13 protein-coding genes are annotated in these 15,010 nt (G+C 66.7%); 12 read left to right on the top strand and 1 reads right to left on the bottom strand.

Features of this window, described 5'->3' with window-relative positions; translation table 11 throughout:
• Window positions 1-6: 6 nt before the first annotated feature.
• The 10 genes from KY49_RS09380 (at window position 7) to KY49_RS09335 (ending at window position 10,661) form a co-directional block, all read left to right on the top strand.
• Window positions 7-1,203: a 1-deoxy-D-xylulose-5-phosphate reductoisomerase gene (locus KY49_RS09380; protein WP_042584291.1), complete on the top strand. Its 1,197-nt coding sequence runs from the start codon at window positions 7-9 to the stop codon at window positions 1,201-1,203.
• Between the two features lie 11 nt (window positions 1,204-1,214).
• On the top strand, window positions 1,215-2,588 hold the full coding sequence (gene rseP, locus KY49_RS09375; protein ID WP_042584290.1) for an RIP metalloprotease RseP: 1,374 nt from the start codon (window positions 1,215-1,217) through the stop codon (window positions 2,586-2,588).
• A 60-nt stretch (window positions 2,589-2,648) separates the two neighbouring features.
• Entirely contained in the window at window positions 2,649-4,958 is a 2,310-nt protein-coding gene (bamA, locus tag KY49_RS09370; protein ID WP_042584289.1) for an outer membrane protein assembly factor BamA, read from the top strand.
• A gap of 66 nt (window positions 4,959-5,024) precedes the next feature.
• A complete protein-coding gene (locus tag KY49_RS09365; RefSeq protein ID WP_010092070.1) occupies window positions 5,025-5,522 on the top strand; it encodes an OmpH family outer membrane protein in 498 nt (165 codons plus the stop codon).
• A gap of 16 nt (window positions 5,523-5,538) precedes the next feature.
• Complete coding sequence (lpxD, locus tag KY49_RS09360) at window positions 5,539-6,621, top strand: UDP-3-O-(3-hydroxymyristoyl)glucosamine N-acyltransferase (protein WP_042584288.1); 1,083 nt, start codon at window positions 5,539-5,541, stop codon at window positions 6,619-6,621.
• 130 nt (window positions 6,622-6,751) lie between these two features.
• Window positions 6,752-7,219 carry a 3-hydroxyacyl-ACP dehydratase FabZ gene (gene fabZ, locus KY49_RS09355; RefSeq protein ID WP_006495559.1) on the top strand — a complete coding sequence of 156 codons (468 nt, stop codon included), beginning with the start codon at window positions 6,752-6,754 and terminating at the stop codon, window positions 7,217-7,219.
• Between the two features lie 57 nt (window positions 7,220-7,276).
• Window positions 7,277-8,065 (top strand): acyl-ACP--UDP-N-acetylglucosamine O-acyltransferase, encoded by a 789-nt coding sequence (gene lpxA / locus KY49_RS09350; RefSeq protein ID WP_042584287.1) that lies wholly within the window; start codon window positions 7,277-7,279, stop codon window positions 8,063-8,065.
• 3 nt (window positions 8,066-8,068) lie between these two features.
• Complete coding sequence (lpxB, locus tag KY49_RS09345) at window positions 8,069-9,241, top strand: lipid-A-disaccharide synthase (RefSeq protein WP_042584286.1); 1,173 nt, start codon at window positions 8,069-8,071, stop codon at window positions 9,239-9,241.
• Window positions 9,238-9,882, top strand: coding sequence for a ribonuclease HII (gene rnhB, locus KY49_RS09340; protein ID WP_042584285.1), 645 nt, complete (start codon window positions 9,238-9,240; stop codon window positions 9,880-9,882). The genes lpxB and rnhB overlap by 4 nt, the downstream gene beginning before the upstream one ends.
• Window positions 9,879-10,661: a TrmH family RNA methyltransferase gene (locus KY49_RS09335; protein WP_042584284.1), complete on the top strand. Its 783-nt coding sequence runs from the start codon at window positions 9,879-9,881 to the stop codon at window positions 10,659-10,661. Before rnhB ends, KY49_RS09335 begins: the two co-directional genes overlap by 4 nt.
• 114 nt (window positions 10,662-10,775) lie before the next feature.
• Here the strand turns inward: KY49_RS09335 and ppsR are convergent, their stop codons facing one another.
• On the bottom strand, window positions 10,776-11,591 hold the full coding sequence (gene ppsR / locus KY49_RS09330) for a posphoenolpyruvate synthetase regulatory kinase/phosphorylase PpsR (RefSeq protein WP_010092077.1): 816 nt from the start codon (window positions 11,589-11,591) through the stop codon (window positions 10,776-10,778).
• A gap of 376 nt (window positions 11,592-11,967) precedes the next feature.
• Between ppsR and ppsA the strand changes: the two genes are divergently transcribed.
• Window positions 11,968-14,367 (top strand): phosphoenolpyruvate synthase, encoded by a 2,400-nt coding sequence (ppsA, locus tag KY49_RS09325; protein ID WP_042584283.1) that lies wholly within the window; start codon window positions 11,968-11,970, stop codon window positions 14,365-14,367.
• 203 nt (window positions 14,368-14,570) lie between these two features.
• Entirely contained in the window at window positions 14,571-15,005 is a 435-nt protein-coding gene (locus KY49_RS09320) for an NfeD family protein (protein ID WP_042584282.1), read from the top strand.
• Window positions 15,006-15,010 lie beyond the last annotated feature (5 nt).

Below are 15,010 nucleotides of genomic sequence, written 5' to 3'. Positions count from 1 at the left end.
TCAGTTATGCAAAAACGCCTGACATTGCTCGGTTCGACGGGCTCGATCGGAGACAGCACGCTCGACGTGGTCGCGCGCCATCCGGAGCGCTTCTCGGTTTATGCGCTGACCGCGCATCGCAACGGCGACAAGCTGGTCGCCCAGTGCCTGCGCTTTGCGCCCGAGGTCGCGGTGGTCGGCGACGCGCAGACGGCCGCGCACGTCGAAGCGCAGTTGCGCGCGGCCGGCAGCAAGACGCAGGTCGCCTACGGGCCGCAGGCGCTCGTCGACGTGTCGAAGAGCGACCAGTGCGACACCGTCGTCGCGGCGATCGTCGGCGCGGCGGGCCTCGCGCCGAGCCTCGCGGCCGCGCGTGCCGGCAAGCGCATCCTGCTCGCGAACAAGGAATCGCTCGTGATGTCGGGCGAGATCTTCATGGACGCGGTGCGCGACCATGGCGCGATCCTGCTGCCGGTCGACAGCGAGCACAACGCGATCTTCCAGTGCATGCCGCGCGACGCGGCCGAGCACGGCGGGATCGCGAAGATCATCCTGACCGCATCGGGCGGCCCGTTCCGCACGCGCGAACCGGCAACGCTCGTCGACGTGACGCCCGACGAGGCGTGCAAGCACCCGAACTGGGTGATGGGCCGGAAGATCTCGGTCGATTCCGCGACGATGATGAACAAGGGCCTCGAAGTGATCGAGGCGCACTGGATCTTCGGGCTGCCGGGCGACCGGATCGACGTGCTGATCCATCCGCAGAGCGTGATCCATTCGCTCGTGTCGTACCGCGACGGCTCGGTGCTCGCGCAGCTCGGCAACCCCGACATGCGCACGCCGATCGCGCATGCGCTCGCCTATCCGGACCGCGTCGACGCGGGCGTCGAGCAGCTCGACCTCGCGCAGATCGCGCAGCTGTCGTTCGAGAGGCCCGACTACGCGCGCTTCCCGTGCCTCGCGCTCGCGCTGAAGGCGCTGGCTGAAGGCGGCATCGCGAGCGCCGCGTTGAACGCGGCGAACGAAATCGCGGTCGAAGCGTTTCTCGAGCGCCGGATCGGCTTCATGGCAATCGCGGCGACGGTCGACGCGGTGCTCAATGCGCTGCCGAACCGCGTGCCGAACGGGCTCGACGACGTCCTGGCGGCGGATGCCGAGGCACGCCGCCTCGCCGCCGAGATCATTGCGAAAGCGCCTGCGCCACGCGTGGAGCGCACTGCCTGAATGAGGTGCTCATGAACGTGCTGGTCGAACTGGTCGCGTTTGCGGTGGCGATCGGGGTGCTGGTCGTCGTGCATGAGTACGGTCATTATCGCGTCGCGCGCTGGTGCGGCGTGAAGGTGCTCCGCTTCTCGATCGGCTTCGGCCAGCCGGTTGCGCGCTGGGTCAGCAAGAAGACCGGCACCGAGTGGACGCTGTCCGCGCTGCCGCTCGGCGGCTACGTGAAGATGCTCGACGAACGCGAACCGGGCCCCGGCGTGAAGCCGGAGGAACTCGGACAGGCGTTCAACCGCCAGCCGGTCGGCAAGCGCATCGCGATCGTCGCGGCGGGGCCGATTGCCAACTTCCTGTTGGCAATCCTGCTGTTCTCAGCCGTTTTCGCGTCCGGCGTGACCGAGCCCGCGGCGATCATCGCGCCGCCGGCGGCCGGCACGGTGGCGGCCCGTGCGGGCTTCGACGGCAACGAGACGATCGTGTCGATCCGTGATGTGCCCGCAGGCGACGCGCAGCCGGTGCGCTCGTGGCCGGACTTGCGCTGGAAGCTCCTCGCGGCGGCGTTCGATCACCGTGAGGTCGTGCTCGGCGCGCGCGACGGCGGTGCGTCGACGTTCGATTTCCGCGTCGATTTGCGCAATATCGCGGAAGGCGACATCGACGACGATTTCATGACGCGGCTGGGCTTCGAGCCGGGCGGCGGCACGCTGTCGGTCGCGTCGGTGCAGCCGGGCAGCGCGGCGCAGCAGGCGGGACTGAAGAGCGGCGACAAGCTGCTTGCGCTCGACGGCGAGCGGATCGGCGGCGCGTCGCGCTTCATCGACGCAATCAAGCACCATGCGGGCAAGACGCTGGCGATGAAGATCGAGCGCGGCGGCGTCGCACAGACGGTCACGATCGTGCCGCAGGCGCAGCCGGACGACGAAACCGGGCGCCAGGTCGGCCGCATCGGCGCGGCGCTGTCGATGCAGACGCCGGGCGTAGACGTGCGCTACGGGCCGATCGACAGCCTGAAGCTGGGCGCGCGCCGCACGTGGGACATCGCGGTGTACTCGCTGCGGATGTTCGGGCGGATGATCACCGGGGACGCTTCGCTGAAAAACCTGTCGGGTCCGGTCACGATCGCCGACTACGCAGGCAAGAGCGCGCGGCTGGGTCCGTCGGCGTTCCTGTCGTTCCTCGCCCTTGTCAGCATTAGCCTTGGCGTACTGAACTTGTTGCCGATTCCCGTTTTGGACGGGGGGCATCTGTTATATTATCTGGTTGAAGCCGCGACCGGGAAAGCCGTTTCGGAACGCTGGCAACTGATTCTGCAAAGAGCCGGGTTGATCTGCATCGTCGCATTGTCGGCGATCGCGCTGTTCAACGATCTGGCTCGGCTAATCCATTTCTGAAGCGTCGGGCGGCGGCCGCGGGCAGCCGCCTGATTTGATGCAGCTAAATATTGGGGATGCATGTTGTTCAAACCTCATCGCTTTGTACCTAAGACAATGGCAGCGGCGGCGCTCGCCGCGCACGGACTCGCGGCGCATGCAGCCGCACCGTTCGTGGTGCAAGACATCAAGATCGAGGGCTTGCAGCGCGTCGAACCGGGCTCCGTGTTCGCGTACCTGCCGATCAAGCAAGGCGATACCTTCACGGACGACAAGGCATCCGAAGCAATTCGCGCGCTGTACGCGACGGGCTTCTTCAACGACGTGCGCATCGCCACCCAGGGCAACGTCGTGATCGTGCAGGTGCAGGAGCGTCCGGCGATTGCGTCGATCGACTTCACCGGCACGAAGGAATTCGACAAGGACAACCTGACGAAGGCGCTGCGCGCGGTCGGTCTCGCGGACGGCCGCTACTACGACAAGGCGCTCGTCGACAAGGCGGAGCAGGAGCTCAAGCGCCAGTACCTGACGCGCGGCTTCTACGCAGCCGAGGTCAAGACCACGGTCACGCCGGTCGACGCGAACCGCGTGTCGATCCTGTTCGCGGTTGCCGAAGGCCCGAGCGCGAAGATCCGCCAGATCAACTTCATCGGCAACAAGGCGTTCAAGACCAGCACGCTGCGCGACGAGATGCAGCTGTCGACGCCGAACTGGTTCTCCTGGTACACGAAGAACGACCTGTACTCGAAGGAAAAGCTGACCGGTGACCTCGAGGCGGTGCGCTCGTACTACCTGAACCGCGGCTACCTCGAGTTCAACATCGAGTCGACCCAGGTGTCGATCTCGCCGGACAAGAAGGACATGTACCTGACGGTGACGCTGCACGAAGGCGAGCCGTATACGGTGTCCGGCATCAAGCTCGCGGGCAACCTGCTCGACCGCGAGGCCGAGCTGAACAAGCTGATCAAGATCAAGCCGGGCGACCGTTTCTCGGCCGAGAAGCTGCAGCAGACGACGAAGGCGATCGTCGACAAGCTCGGCGAATACGGCTACGCGTTCGCGGCCGTCAACGCGCAGCCGGACATCGACCAGGCGAACCACAAGGTGAACCTGACGCTCGTCGTCGATCCGAGCCGCCGCGTGTACGTGCGCCGCATCAACATCGTCGGCAACACGCGCACCCGCGACGAGGTCGTGCGCCGCGAAATGCGCCAGCTCGAAAGCTCGTGGTTCGACTCGAGCCGTCTCGCGCTGTCGAAGGACCGCGTGAACCGTCTCGGCTACTTCACGGACGTCGACGTGGCGACGGTGCCGGTCGAAGGCACGAACGACCAGGTCGACGTGAACGTGAAGGTCGCCGAGAAGCCGACCGGCGCGATCACGCTGGGCGCGGGTTTCTCGTCGACGGACAAGGTCGTGCTGTCGGCGGGCGTGTCGCAGGACAACGTGTTCGGTTCGGGCACGAGTCTTGCGGTGAACGTCAACACCGCGAAGAGCTACCGGACGCTGACCGTCACGCAGGTCGACCCGTACTTCACGGTCGACGGCATCAAGCGGATCACGGACGTCTACTACCGCACGTACCAGCCGCTCTACTATTCGACGAACTCGAGCTTCAAGATCGTCAGCGCGGGCGGCAACCTGAAGTTCGGCATCCCGTTCTCGGAAGTCGACACCGTGTACTTCGGCGCGGGCTTCGAGCAGAACCGCCTCGACGTCGATTCGAACACGCCGCAGAGCTACCAGGACTACGTCCACGAGTTCGGCCGCGTGTCGAACACGGTGCCGCTGACGGTCGCGTGGTCGCGCGACGCGCGTGACAGCGCGCTGATCCCGAGCCGCGGCTACTTCACGCAGGCGAACATGGAGTACGGCGTGCCGGTCGGCAAGATCCAGTACTACAAGGCGGACCTGCAGGCGCAGTACTACTATTCGTTCTCGCGCGGCTTCATCCTCGGCATGAACCTGCAAGGCGGCTACGGCAACGGCATCGGCAACCCGTACCCGATCTTCAAGAACTACTACGCGGGCGGTATCGGCTCCGTGCGCGGCTACGAGCCGAGCTCGCTGGGCCCGCGCGACTCGAAGACGGGCGATCCGATCGGCGGCTCGAAGATGGTCGTCGGCAACATCGAGCTGACGTTCCCGCTGCCGGGCACCGGCTACGACCGCACGCTGCGCGTGTTCACGTTCGTCGACGGCGGCAACGTGTGGGGCAATGCGCCGGGCGGCAACAGCACGGGCGCGAACGGCTTGCGTTACGGCTACGGCGTCGGCCTCGCGTGGATCTCGCCGATCGGGCCGCTCAAGCTGAGCCTCGGCTTCCCGATCCAGAAGCACGAAGGCGACAAGTACCAGAAATTCCAGTTCCAGATCGGGACGGCGTTCTGATCGAACGCTCATGACAACAGCAACGAGAGGGTAATTTTGCTAACCGGTAAGTTTTCGAAACGAGTGATGTGCGCGCTGACCGTTGCGCTGGCCCTGGGCGCCGCGACGGTGCACGCACAGGACGTCGCCCGCATCGCGGCGGTCAATTCGGATCGGATCCTGCGCGAGTCCGTGCCCGCGAAGGCGGCGCAGACGAAGCTCGAAGCCGAGTTCGCGAAGCGCGACAAGGACCTGCAGGACATGGCGCAGCGCCTGAAGTCGATGTCGGACTCGCTGGACAAGAACGGCGCGTCGCTGTCGCCGGGCGATCGCGCGCAGAAGCAGCGCGACCTCGCGCAGCTCGATACCGACTTCCAGCGCAAGCAGCGCGAATTCCGCGAGGATCTCAACCAGCGCCGCAATGAAGAGCTGGCGGCGGTGCTCGAGCGCGCGAACAAGGTCATCAAGCAGATCGCCGAGCAGCAGAACTACGACCTGATCGTGCAGGAAGCCGTGTACGTCAGCCCGCGCATCGACATCACCGACAAGGTGCTCAAGGCGCTCGCGTCCGGCTCGGTGAACTGAACGGAGCGGATGACGAATGGCATTGACGCTTGAGGCACTCGTAAAGCGGTTCGGCGGCGAGATCGTCGGTGACCGCCAGTGCCAGGTCGGCGGCCTCGCGCCGCTCGACCAGGCCGGCCCCCAGCAGCTCGCGTTCCTCGCGAACCCGAAATACCTGTCGCAGGTCGAGACGACCCGGGCAGGCGCGGTGCTGATCGCGCCGAAGGATCTGGAGAAGCTGGGCGCGGCCGCTACCGGTCGCAGCTTTATCGTGACGCCGAATCCGTACGCGTACTTCGCGCGCGTCGCACAGATGTTCATCGACCTCGCCGCGCCGCCGCGCGCTGCGGGCGTGCATCCGAGCGCGACGATCGATCCGGCCGCGCAGGTCGCCGCGACCGCGGTGATCGGTCCGCACGTGACGATCGACGCGGGCGCGGTGATCGAGGACGGCGTGCAGCTCGACGCGAACGTGTTCGTCGGCCGCGGCACGAAGATCGGCGCCGGTTCCCACCTGTATCCGAACGTGTCGGTCTACCACGGCTGCCGGATCGGCCCGCGCGCGATCGTGCATTCGGGCGCGGTGATCGGCTCGGACGGCTTCGGCTTCGCGCCGGACTTCGTCGGCGACGGCGACGCTCGCACCGGCAGCTGGGTCAAGATCCCGCAGGTCGGCGGCGTGGCGATCGGCCCGGACGTCGAAATCGGCGCGAATACGACGATCGACCGCGGCGCGATGGCGGACACCGTCATCGAGGAATGCGTGAAGATCGACAACCTGGTCCAGATCGGCCACAACTGCCGGATCGGCGCCTACACGGTGATCGCCGGGAGTGCGGGGATCGCGGGCAGCACGACGATCGGCCGCCACTGCATGATCGGCGGCGCGGCCGGCATCGCGGGCCACGTGACGCTCGGCGATTACGTGATCATCACCGCGAAGTCGGGCGTATCGAAATCGCTGCCGAAGGCCGGCATCTACACGAGCGCATTCCCGGCCGTCGACCACGGCGACTGGAACAAGAGCGCAGCGCTCGTGCGCAATCTCGACAAGCTGCGCGACCGCATCAAGGCGCTCGAGACCGCATTGGCCGCCCAGGGCGGCGGCGCGGACGCGTAACCCATACCATGCGACATCATGAACCGGGCAGGGACTGCATGTGCCGCCCGGTTCGACCGACAGGGCCGGGCACCGGCCCGCATCAGCACTTGCTTCACCACCGCGCAGCCTCTGCGTGAGACGAACCATCATGAGCACTGAAAAAATCAATCTCGACATCCACAAGATCCTCACGCTGCTGCCGCATCGCTACCCGATTCTGCTCGTCGACCGCGTGCTCGAGCTCGAGCCGCACAAGGGCATCAAGGCGCTGAAGAACGTGTCGATCAACGAGCCGTTCTTCCAGGGGCATTTCCCGAAGCGGCCGGTGATGCCGGGCGTGCTGATTCTCGAGGCGCTCGCGCAGGCGGCCGCGCTGCTGACGTTCGCGGAAGAGCAGCCGAAGGACCCGGAAAACACGCTGTACTACTTCGTCGGCATCGACGGCGCGCGCTTCAAGCGCGTGGTCGAGCCGGGCGACCAGCTGATCCTGAACGTGACGTTCGAACGTTATATCCGCGGCATCTGGAAGTTCAAGGCAGTGGCGGAAGTGGACGGCAAGGTCGCGGCGGAAGCCGAGCTGATGTGCACGGTCAAGACGGCCGACGCGGCGCCCTGAGCGACGCGGCACGCATGGCAACGCAACGCGACACATCATATTGAGAGGCAACCGCGCATGACCAGGATTCATCCCACGGCGATCGTCGAGCCGGGCGCGCAGATCGACGAATCGGTCGAGATCGGCCCGTACGCGATCGTCGGCCCGCACGTCACGATCGGCGCGCGCACCACGATCGGTTCGCACAGCGTGATCGAAGGTCACACGACAATCGGCGAGGACAACCGCATCGGCCATTACGCGTCGGTCGGCGGCCGGCCGCAGGACATGAAGTACCAGGACGAGCCGACCCGGCTCGTGATCGGCAATCGCAACACGATCCGCGAATTCACGACGATCCACACCGGCACCGTGCAGGACGCCGGCGTCACGACGCTCGGCGACGACAACTGGATCATGGCCTATGTGCACATCGGCCACGACTGCCGCGTCGGCAATCACGTGATCCTGTCGAGCAACGCGCAGATGGCGGGCCACGTCGAGATCGGCGACTGGGCGATCGTCGGCGGCATGTCCGGCGTGCACCAGTTCGTGCGCATCGGCGCGCACGCGATGCTCGGCGGCGCGTCGGCGCTCGTGCAGGACGTGCCGCCGTTCGTGATCGCGGCCGGCAACAAGGCCGAGCCGCACGGAATCAATGTCGAAGGCTTGCGCCGCCGCGGCTTCTCGCCCGATGCGATCTCGGCGCTGCGCAGCGCATACCGTCTGCTGTACAAGAACGGCCTGTCGCTCGAGGAAGCAAAGGTGCAGCTGCGCGAGCTGGCGGGAGCCGGCGGCGACGGCGACGCGCCGGTCAAGGCGCTCGTCGCGTTCATCGACGCGTCCCAGCGCGGCATCATCCGCTAAGCGATGTCGCTCCCGACCAACCAGCTCCGGCTTGCAATGGTGGCGGGCGAGCCGTCGGGCGACCTGCTCGCGGCATCGCTGCTCGGCGGGCTGCACGAGCGGCTGCCGGCGTCGGCCCGCTATTACGGGATCGGCGGCCAGCGGATGATCGCGCACGGCTTCGACTCGCACTGGCAGATGGACAAGCTGACGGTGCGCGGCTACGTCGAGGCGCTCGGCCAGATTCCGGAGATCCTGCGGATTCGCGGCGAACTGAAGCGCCAGCTGCTCGCCGACCGGCCGGACGCGTTCATCGGCGTCGACGCGCCGGACTTCAACTTCAACGTCGAGCAGGCCGTTCGCGAAGCGGGCATTCCGTCGATCCACTTCGTGTGCCCGTCGATCTGGGCGTGGCGCGGCGGCCGGATCAAGACGATCGTCAAGTCGGTCGACCACATGCTGTGCCTGTTTCCGTTCGAGCCGGCATTGCTTGACAAGGCGGGCGTCGCGTCGACCTACGTGGGCCATCCGCTCGCCGACGAGATCCCGCTCGAGCCCGACACGCACGGCGCGCGGATCGCGCTGGGCCTACCGGCCGACGGCCCGGTGATCGCCGTGCTGCCCGGCAGCCGGCGCTCGGAAATCGCGCTGATCGGCCCGACGTTCTTCGCGGCGATGGCGCTGATGCAGCAGCGCGAGCCGGGCGTGCGCTTCGTGATGCCGGCGGCGACGCCGGCGCTGCGCGCGCTGCTGCAGCCGCTCGTCGACGCGCATCCGCAACTCGCGCTGACGATCACCGAAGGCCGTTCGCAGGTCGCGATGACGGCGGCGGACGCGATCCTCGTCAAGAGCGGCACCGTGACGCTGGAAGCCGCGCTGCTGAAGAAGCCGATGGTGATCTCGTACAAGGTGCCCTGGCTGACCGGGCAGATCATGCGCCGGCAGGGTTACCTGCCGTACGTCGGCCTGCCGAACATCCTCGCCGGACGCTTCGTCGTGCCGGAACTGCTGCAGCATTTTGCGACGCCGGAGGCGCTGGCCGACGCGACGCTGACGCAGTTGCGCGATGACGCGAACCGCCGCACGCTCACCGAAATCTTTACCGAAATGCATCTTTCCCTGCGGCAGAACACGGCCGCGAAGGCCGCCGAAGCGGTCGTGCGCGTGATCGAACAGCGTAAGGGGCGGCGCGCATGACGGCAGCACGCACATCGCGTCGCCGCGCGCCGGCCGACGCGCAGGGCGGCTTCGATTTCAGCCGCCCCGACGAGATCGTCTGCGGCGTCGACGAAGCCGGGCGCGGCCCGCTCGCGGGCCCGGTCGTGGCCGCCGCGGTGATTCTCGATCCCGCGCAGCCGATCGACGGGCTCGACGATTCGAAGGCGCTGTCCGCGAAGAAGCGCGACGCGCTGTACGAGCTGATCGTCGCGCGTTCGCACGCGTACTGCATCGCGTCGGCGAGCGTCGAGGAAATCGACACGCTGAACATCCTGCACGCGACGATGCTCGCGATGAAGCGGGCCGTCGAAGGGCTCGCGGTCATGCCGACGCTCGCGCAGATCGACGGCAACCGCTGCCCGACGCTGTCGGTGCGCGCCGAGGCGATCGTCAGCGGCGATGCGCTGGTGCCGAGCATCTCGGCGGCGTCGATCCTCGCGAAGGTCACGCGCGACCGCATGCTGGTCGACCTGCACGAACGCTTCCCGGTCTACGGATTCAACGTGCATGCAGGCTACGGCACCGCGAAACACCTTGCCGCGCTGCGCGAGCATGGGCCGTGCGAAGCGCATCGCCGCTCGTTCGCGCCGGTGCGTGCGGCGCTCGATCTGATTCGATGAAAGTCATTACCTCCCGCGACAACCCGCTGTACAAGCGCCTGAAGGCGCTCGCGGGTTCGACGTCGCATCAGCGCCGCAGCGGCCAGGCGCTGCTCGAAGGATTCCATCTCGCGAGCGCGTATCTCGACACCGGCGCGATCCCCGAACTGTGCGTCGCGACCGAAGGCGCGCTGCGCCACGACGAGGCGCAGGCGATCGTCGCGCGCGTCGACGCGCACCGGCTCGTCACGCTGCCCGACGCGCTGTTCGGCCAGCTGTCGAACGTCGTCAACGGCGTCGGCTTCCTGCTGCTCGTCGACCGCCCGTCCCATCCGCTGCCCGCGCGCGTGACCGGCACGTCGGTCGTGCTCGACGGCGTGCAGGATGCCGGCAACGTCGGCTCGATCCTGCGCAGCGCAGCAGCGGCGGGCGTGAAGCACGTGTTCTGCGCGCCGGGCACCGCGTACGCGTGGTCGTCGAAGGTGCTGCGCTCGGGCATGGGCGCGCATTTTCTGCTGTCGATCCACGAGGACGTCGAGGCGGGCGCGCTCGCCGAGCGGATCGGCGTGCCGGTCGCGCTGACGGATTCGCACGGCGCGCAGGCGATCTACGATTGCGACCTGGCCGGGCCGGTCGTCTGGGTGTTCGGCAACGAGGGCGCCGGCGTGTCGGCGTTCTGGCGCGACGCGGCGACGCATCGCGTGACGATTCCGCAGCCGGGCGGGATGGAGTCGCTGAACGTCGCGGCCGCGGCCGCGGTCTGCCTGTTCGAGCAGGTGCGGCAACAGCGCCGCACGTGACGGTGCGGGGCGGCAGGGCAGTCGCGCCCCGGTGCTGCGAAACGAAAAAGGCCGCGTGTCGCACGCGGCCTTTTGCATTTTTCGGGGCGGGAAGGGCGGCGCGCCCGCGCCGCGTCAGTACGATTGCCGGTCGAGGCGGACTTCCTGCAGGATCGTCGTCGCGATCTCCTCGATCGACTTGTGCGTCGACGACAGCCACTTGATGCCTTCGCGGCGCATCATCGCCTCGGCTTCGTTGATCTCGTAGCGGCAATTCTCGGGCGCCGCGTACTTGCTGCCCGGCCGGCGCTCGTTGCGGATCTCGGACAGGCGCTGCGGATCGATCGACAGCCCGAACAGCTTGTCGCGGTGCGCGCTGAGCGCGGACGGCAGCTTGCCGCGCTCGAAGTCTTCCGGAATCAGCGGATAGTTCGCGGCCTTCACGCCGTACTGCATCGCGAGGTACAGGCTCGTCGGCGTCTTGCCGCTGCGCGACACGCCGACGAGGATCACGTCCGCCTCCGACAGGTTGCGGTTCGACTGGCCGTCGTCGTGCGCGAGCGAGAAGTTGATCGCCTCGATCCGCGTCTTGTATTCCTCGGTGTCCGCGTTCTGGTGGCCGCGGCCCATCGCATGGCTCGACTTCAGCTGCAGTTCCTGCTCGAGCGGCTCGACGAAGCGCTGGAACATGTCGAGCACGAGCGCGTTCGAGCGCTTGACGATCTCGTTCGACTCGCTGTCGACGAGCGTCGTGAACACGATCGAGCGGCGGCCGTCATGCACGGCGGCTTCGTCGATCTTCTCGACGGTCGCGTACGCCTTGTCGAGCGAATCGACGAACGGCACGCGCACGAGGCGGAATTTCTGGTCGAACTGGGAGAGGATCGAATGCGCGAAGGTCTCGGCAGTGATCCCGGTGCCGTCGGAGACGATGAAAACGGTAGGCAGCATGAATCTGGACGTCGAACGTGAAGGGCGGGCGGCGCGGGCGGCTGGAGGTCGCTCTCCAGGCGCAGTGACGAGGTCGCGCACATCCGGCAGCCGGCACGGTAGAATAGCGGCAACCTGTTGGATAAGCAATTGCGGGGGCCGTGCGCGACGCGCGCAGCGCGCTTGCCGTAAGCGATTGAAAATTCCCGGCAAGTTCGGCGAAACAGTTGAAAATTTCGCCCTTCTGCCGGGATTTTTGCAAATCGGGTCGGAAGATATTCGGGCTCGGCGATTGTTTATCTAACAGGTTGCACAAGACGCGCCGCGCCTTTTTGCAAGCGCCCGCGTTCAAGCCCACTTGCGCGATCGAGCATTTTTTTCACACTTAGGGGCTTGTATGACTAACGCAGCAAACGTCGCAAAGGACCAGGCGTATGTAATTCCGTTCGAGCAGTTGCGGATGACCGATGTGGAGATCGTCGGCGGCAAGAATGCGTCGCTCGGCGAGATGATCAGCCAGCTTGCGTCGGCAGGCGTGCGCGTACCCACCGGTTTTGCCACGACCGCGCTCGCATTCCGCGATTTCCTCAAGCACAACGACCTGACCGACCGCATCGCGAAGCGTCTCGAGTCGCTCGACATCGACGACGTGAAGGCGCTCGCCGAAGCCGGTGCGGAGATCCGCAAGTGGATCGTCGACGCGCCGATGCAGCCGCGCCTCGAGCAGGAAATCCGCGCGCAGTTCGAAGTCCTGCAGAACGGCTCGCCGGGCGAGCTGTCGTTCGCCGTGCGCTCGTCCGCGACCGCGGAAGACCTGCCCGACGCATCGTTCGCGGGCCAGCAGGAGTCGTACCTGAACGTCGTCGGCATCGACGACGTGCTCGATCGCATGAAGCACGTGTTCGCGTCGCTGTATAACGACCGCGCGATCTCGTACCGCGTGCACAAGGGCTTCACGCACGCCGAAGTGGCGCTGTCGGCCGGCGTGCAGCGCATGGTCCGCTCGGACGTCGGCGCGGCCGGCGTGATGTTCACGATCGACACCGAGTCGGGCTTCAAGGACGCCGTGTTCATCACGTCGAGCTACGGCCTGGGCGAAACCGTCGTGCAGGGCGCGGTGAACCCGGACGAGTTCTACGTGTTCAAGACCACGCTCGCGCAGGACAAGTACCCGATCATCCGCCGCTCGATCGGCTCGAAGCTGATCAAGATGGAGTTCACGCAGCCGGGCGAGCCGGGCCGCGTGAAGACGGTCGACGTGCCGCACGAGCAGCGCAACCGCTACTCGATCACCGACGAGGACGTGATCGAGCTGGCAAAGTACGCGGTGATCATCGAGAAGCACTACCAGCGTCCGATGGACATCGAGTGGGGCAAGGACGGCCGCGACGGCAAGATCTTCATCCTGCAGGCGCGCCCGGAAACGGTGAAGAGCCAGGCGAGCGGCAAGGCCGAGCAGCGCTTCAAGCTGAAGGGCCAGTCGCAGGTGCTGGCGACGGGCCGCGCGATCGGCCAGAAGATCGGCGCGGGCCCCGTGCGCGTGATCCAGGACCCGTCGGAAATGGAGCGTGTGCAGCCGGGCGACGTGCTGGTCGCGGACATGACCGACCCGAACTGGGAGCCGGTGATGAAGCGCGCGGCCGCGATCGTCACGAACCGCGGCGGCCGTACCTGCCACGCGGCGATCATCGCGCGTGAGCTCGGCGTGCCGGCGGTCGTCGGCTGCGGCGACGCGACCGACGTGCTGAAGGACGGCGCGCTCGTCACGGTGTCGTGCGCGGAAGGCGACGAAGGCAAGATCTACGACGGGCTGCTCGAGACGGAAGTCACCGAAGTGCAGCGCGGCGAACTGCCGGAAATCCCGGTGAAGATCATGATGAACGTCGGCAACCCGCAGCTCGCATTCGACTTCTCGCAGCTGCCGAACGCCGGCGTCGGCCTCGCGCGTCTCGAGTTCATCATCAACAACAACATCGGCGTGCACCCGAAGGCGATCCTCGAGTACCCGAACATCGACCAGGATCTGAAGAAGGCGGTCGAGAGCGTCGCGCGCGGCCATGCGTCGCCGCGTGCGTTCTACGTCGACAAGCTGACGGAAGGCATCGCGACGATCGCCGCGGCGTTCTACCCGAAGCCCGTGATCGTGCGGATGTCCGACTTCAAGTCGAACGAGTACAAGAAGCTGATCGGCGGTTCGCGCTACGAGCCGGACGAGGAAAACCCGATGCTGGGCTTCCGCGGCGCGTCGCGCTACATCGCCGACGATTTCGCGCAGGCGTTCGAGATGGAGTGCCTCGCGCTCAAGCGCGTGCGTGATGAGATGGGCCTGTCCAACGTCGAGATCATGGTGCCGTTCGTGCGGACCGTGAAGCAGGCGGAGCGCGTCGTGAACCTGCTCGCGAAGTTCGGCCTGAAGCGCGGCGAGAACGACCTGCGCCTGATCATGATGTGCGAAGTGCCGACCAACGCGATCCTCGCCGAAGAGTTCCTGCAGCACTTCGACGGCTTCTCGATCGGCTCGAACGACCTCACGCAGCTCACGCTCGGCCTCGATCGCGACTCGGGCATGGAGCTGCTCGCGGTCGATTTCGACGAGCGCGACCCGGCGGTCAAGTTCCTGCTGAAGCGCGCGATCGACACCTGCCGCAAGATGGGCAAGTACGTCGGCATCTGCGGCCAGGGCCCGTCCGATCACCCGGACTTCGCGCAATGGCTGACCGATGAAGGCATCGTGTCGATCTCGCTGAACCCGGACACGATCATCGACACGTGGCAGGCGCTCGCCAACCGCAAGTAAGATCGGCAACGGTCCTCCGGCAGGCGGGCGGCGCGTCCGCCTGCCGGATGAAGGCAATACGCAAGCTTCATGCTATAAACACCCCGGTAGCACCGGGGTGTTTTCGTTTGCGGGCACTCGCCGGGCCGCCCCAAGAGTGCCGGCCACCCCCTCGGGGGGCAGCGAACGCAGTGAGCTTGGGGGTCGTTTTTTCTGGAGACCACATGATGTCGGGGCACTTGTTCTGGTGGATCGGGGTGGGCGTGCTGGTCGTCGGCGAACTGCTGACCGGCACGTTCAATCTGCTGATGATCGCGCTCGGGTTTCTCGTGGGCGGCCTGCTGCAGGTGGCCGGCTTCGCGCCGCACGTGCAGTTCGGGGCGGCCGCGCTGGTCGCGATCGGCGCGATGATCGTGCTGCGCCGTTCGGGGCTGGGGCGCAGGCAGAAGCGCGACGCGTCGGCCAATCCGGACATCAATCTCGACATCGGCGCGACCCTCACGGTCGACGCGTGGCGCGACCGGCGCGCGCGCGTCCTGTACCGGGGCGCCGAATGGGACGTCGAGCTGGCCGACGGCGAGCGCGACGACGCGCGCCTCTACCAGGTGCACGCCGTGCGCGGCAACTGTCTCGTGGTCGTAGCGAAACCCGCGGGCTGATCGTC

The sequence above is a fragment of the Burkholderia sp. MSHR3999 genome (genome assembly GCF_000833595.1).
Lineage (GTDB): Bacteria > Pseudomonadota > Gammaproteobacteria > Burkholderiales > Burkholderiaceae > Burkholderia > Burkholderia ubonensis.
The sequence above is the reverse complement of the archived record's forward strand: the minus strand, read 5'-3'. Positions and strand labels throughout refer to the sequence as shown.

Coding starts and splice junctions, on each gene's coding strand:
- bamA (WP_042584289.1), top strand. CDS start 2,649: ATGTTGTTCAAACCTCATCGCTTTGTACCTAAGACAATGGCAGCGGCG.
- KY49_RS09335 (WP_042584284.1), top strand. CDS start 9,879: ATGAAAGTCATTACCTCCCGCGACAACCCGCTGTACAAGCGCCTGAAG.
- rnhB (WP_042584285.1), top strand. CDS start 9,238: ATGACGGCAGCACGCACATCGCGTCGCCGCGCGCCGGCCGACGCGCAG.
- KY49_RS09320 (WP_042584282.1), top strand. CDS start 14,571: ATGATGTCGGGGCACTTGTTCTGGTGGATCGGGGTGGGCGTGCTGGTC.
- lpxB (WP_042584286.1), top strand. CDS start 8,069: ATGTCGCTCCCGACCAACCAGCTCCGGCTTGCAATGGTGGCGGGCGAG.
- KY49_RS09380 (WP_042584291.1), top strand. CDS start 7: ATGCAAAAACGCCTGACATTGCTCGGTTCGACGGGCTCGATCGGAGAC.
- rseP (WP_042584290.1), top strand. CDS start 1,215: ATGAACGTGCTGGTCGAACTGGTCGCGTTTGCGGTGGCGATCGGGGTG.
- ppsR (WP_010092077.1), bottom strand. CDS start 11,591: ATGCTGCCTACCGTTTTCATCGTCTCCGACGGCACCGGGATCACTGCC.
- KY49_RS09365 (WP_010092070.1), top strand. CDS start 5,025: ATGTGCGCGCTGACCGTTGCGCTGGCCCTGGGCGCCGCGACGGTGCAC.
- lpxA (WP_042584287.1), top strand. CDS start 7,277: ATGACCAGGATTCATCCCACGGCGATCGTCGAGCCGGGCGCGCAGATC.
- lpxD (WP_042584288.1), top strand. CDS start 5,539: ATGGCATTGACGCTTGAGGCACTCGTAAAGCGGTTCGGCGGCGAGATC.
- fabZ (WP_006495559.1), top strand. CDS start 6,752: ATGAGCACTGAAAAAATCAATCTCGACATCCACAAGATCCTCACGCTG.
- ppsA (WP_042584283.1), top strand. CDS start 11,968: ATGACTAACGCAGCAAACGTCGCAAAGGACCAGGCGTATGTAATTCCG.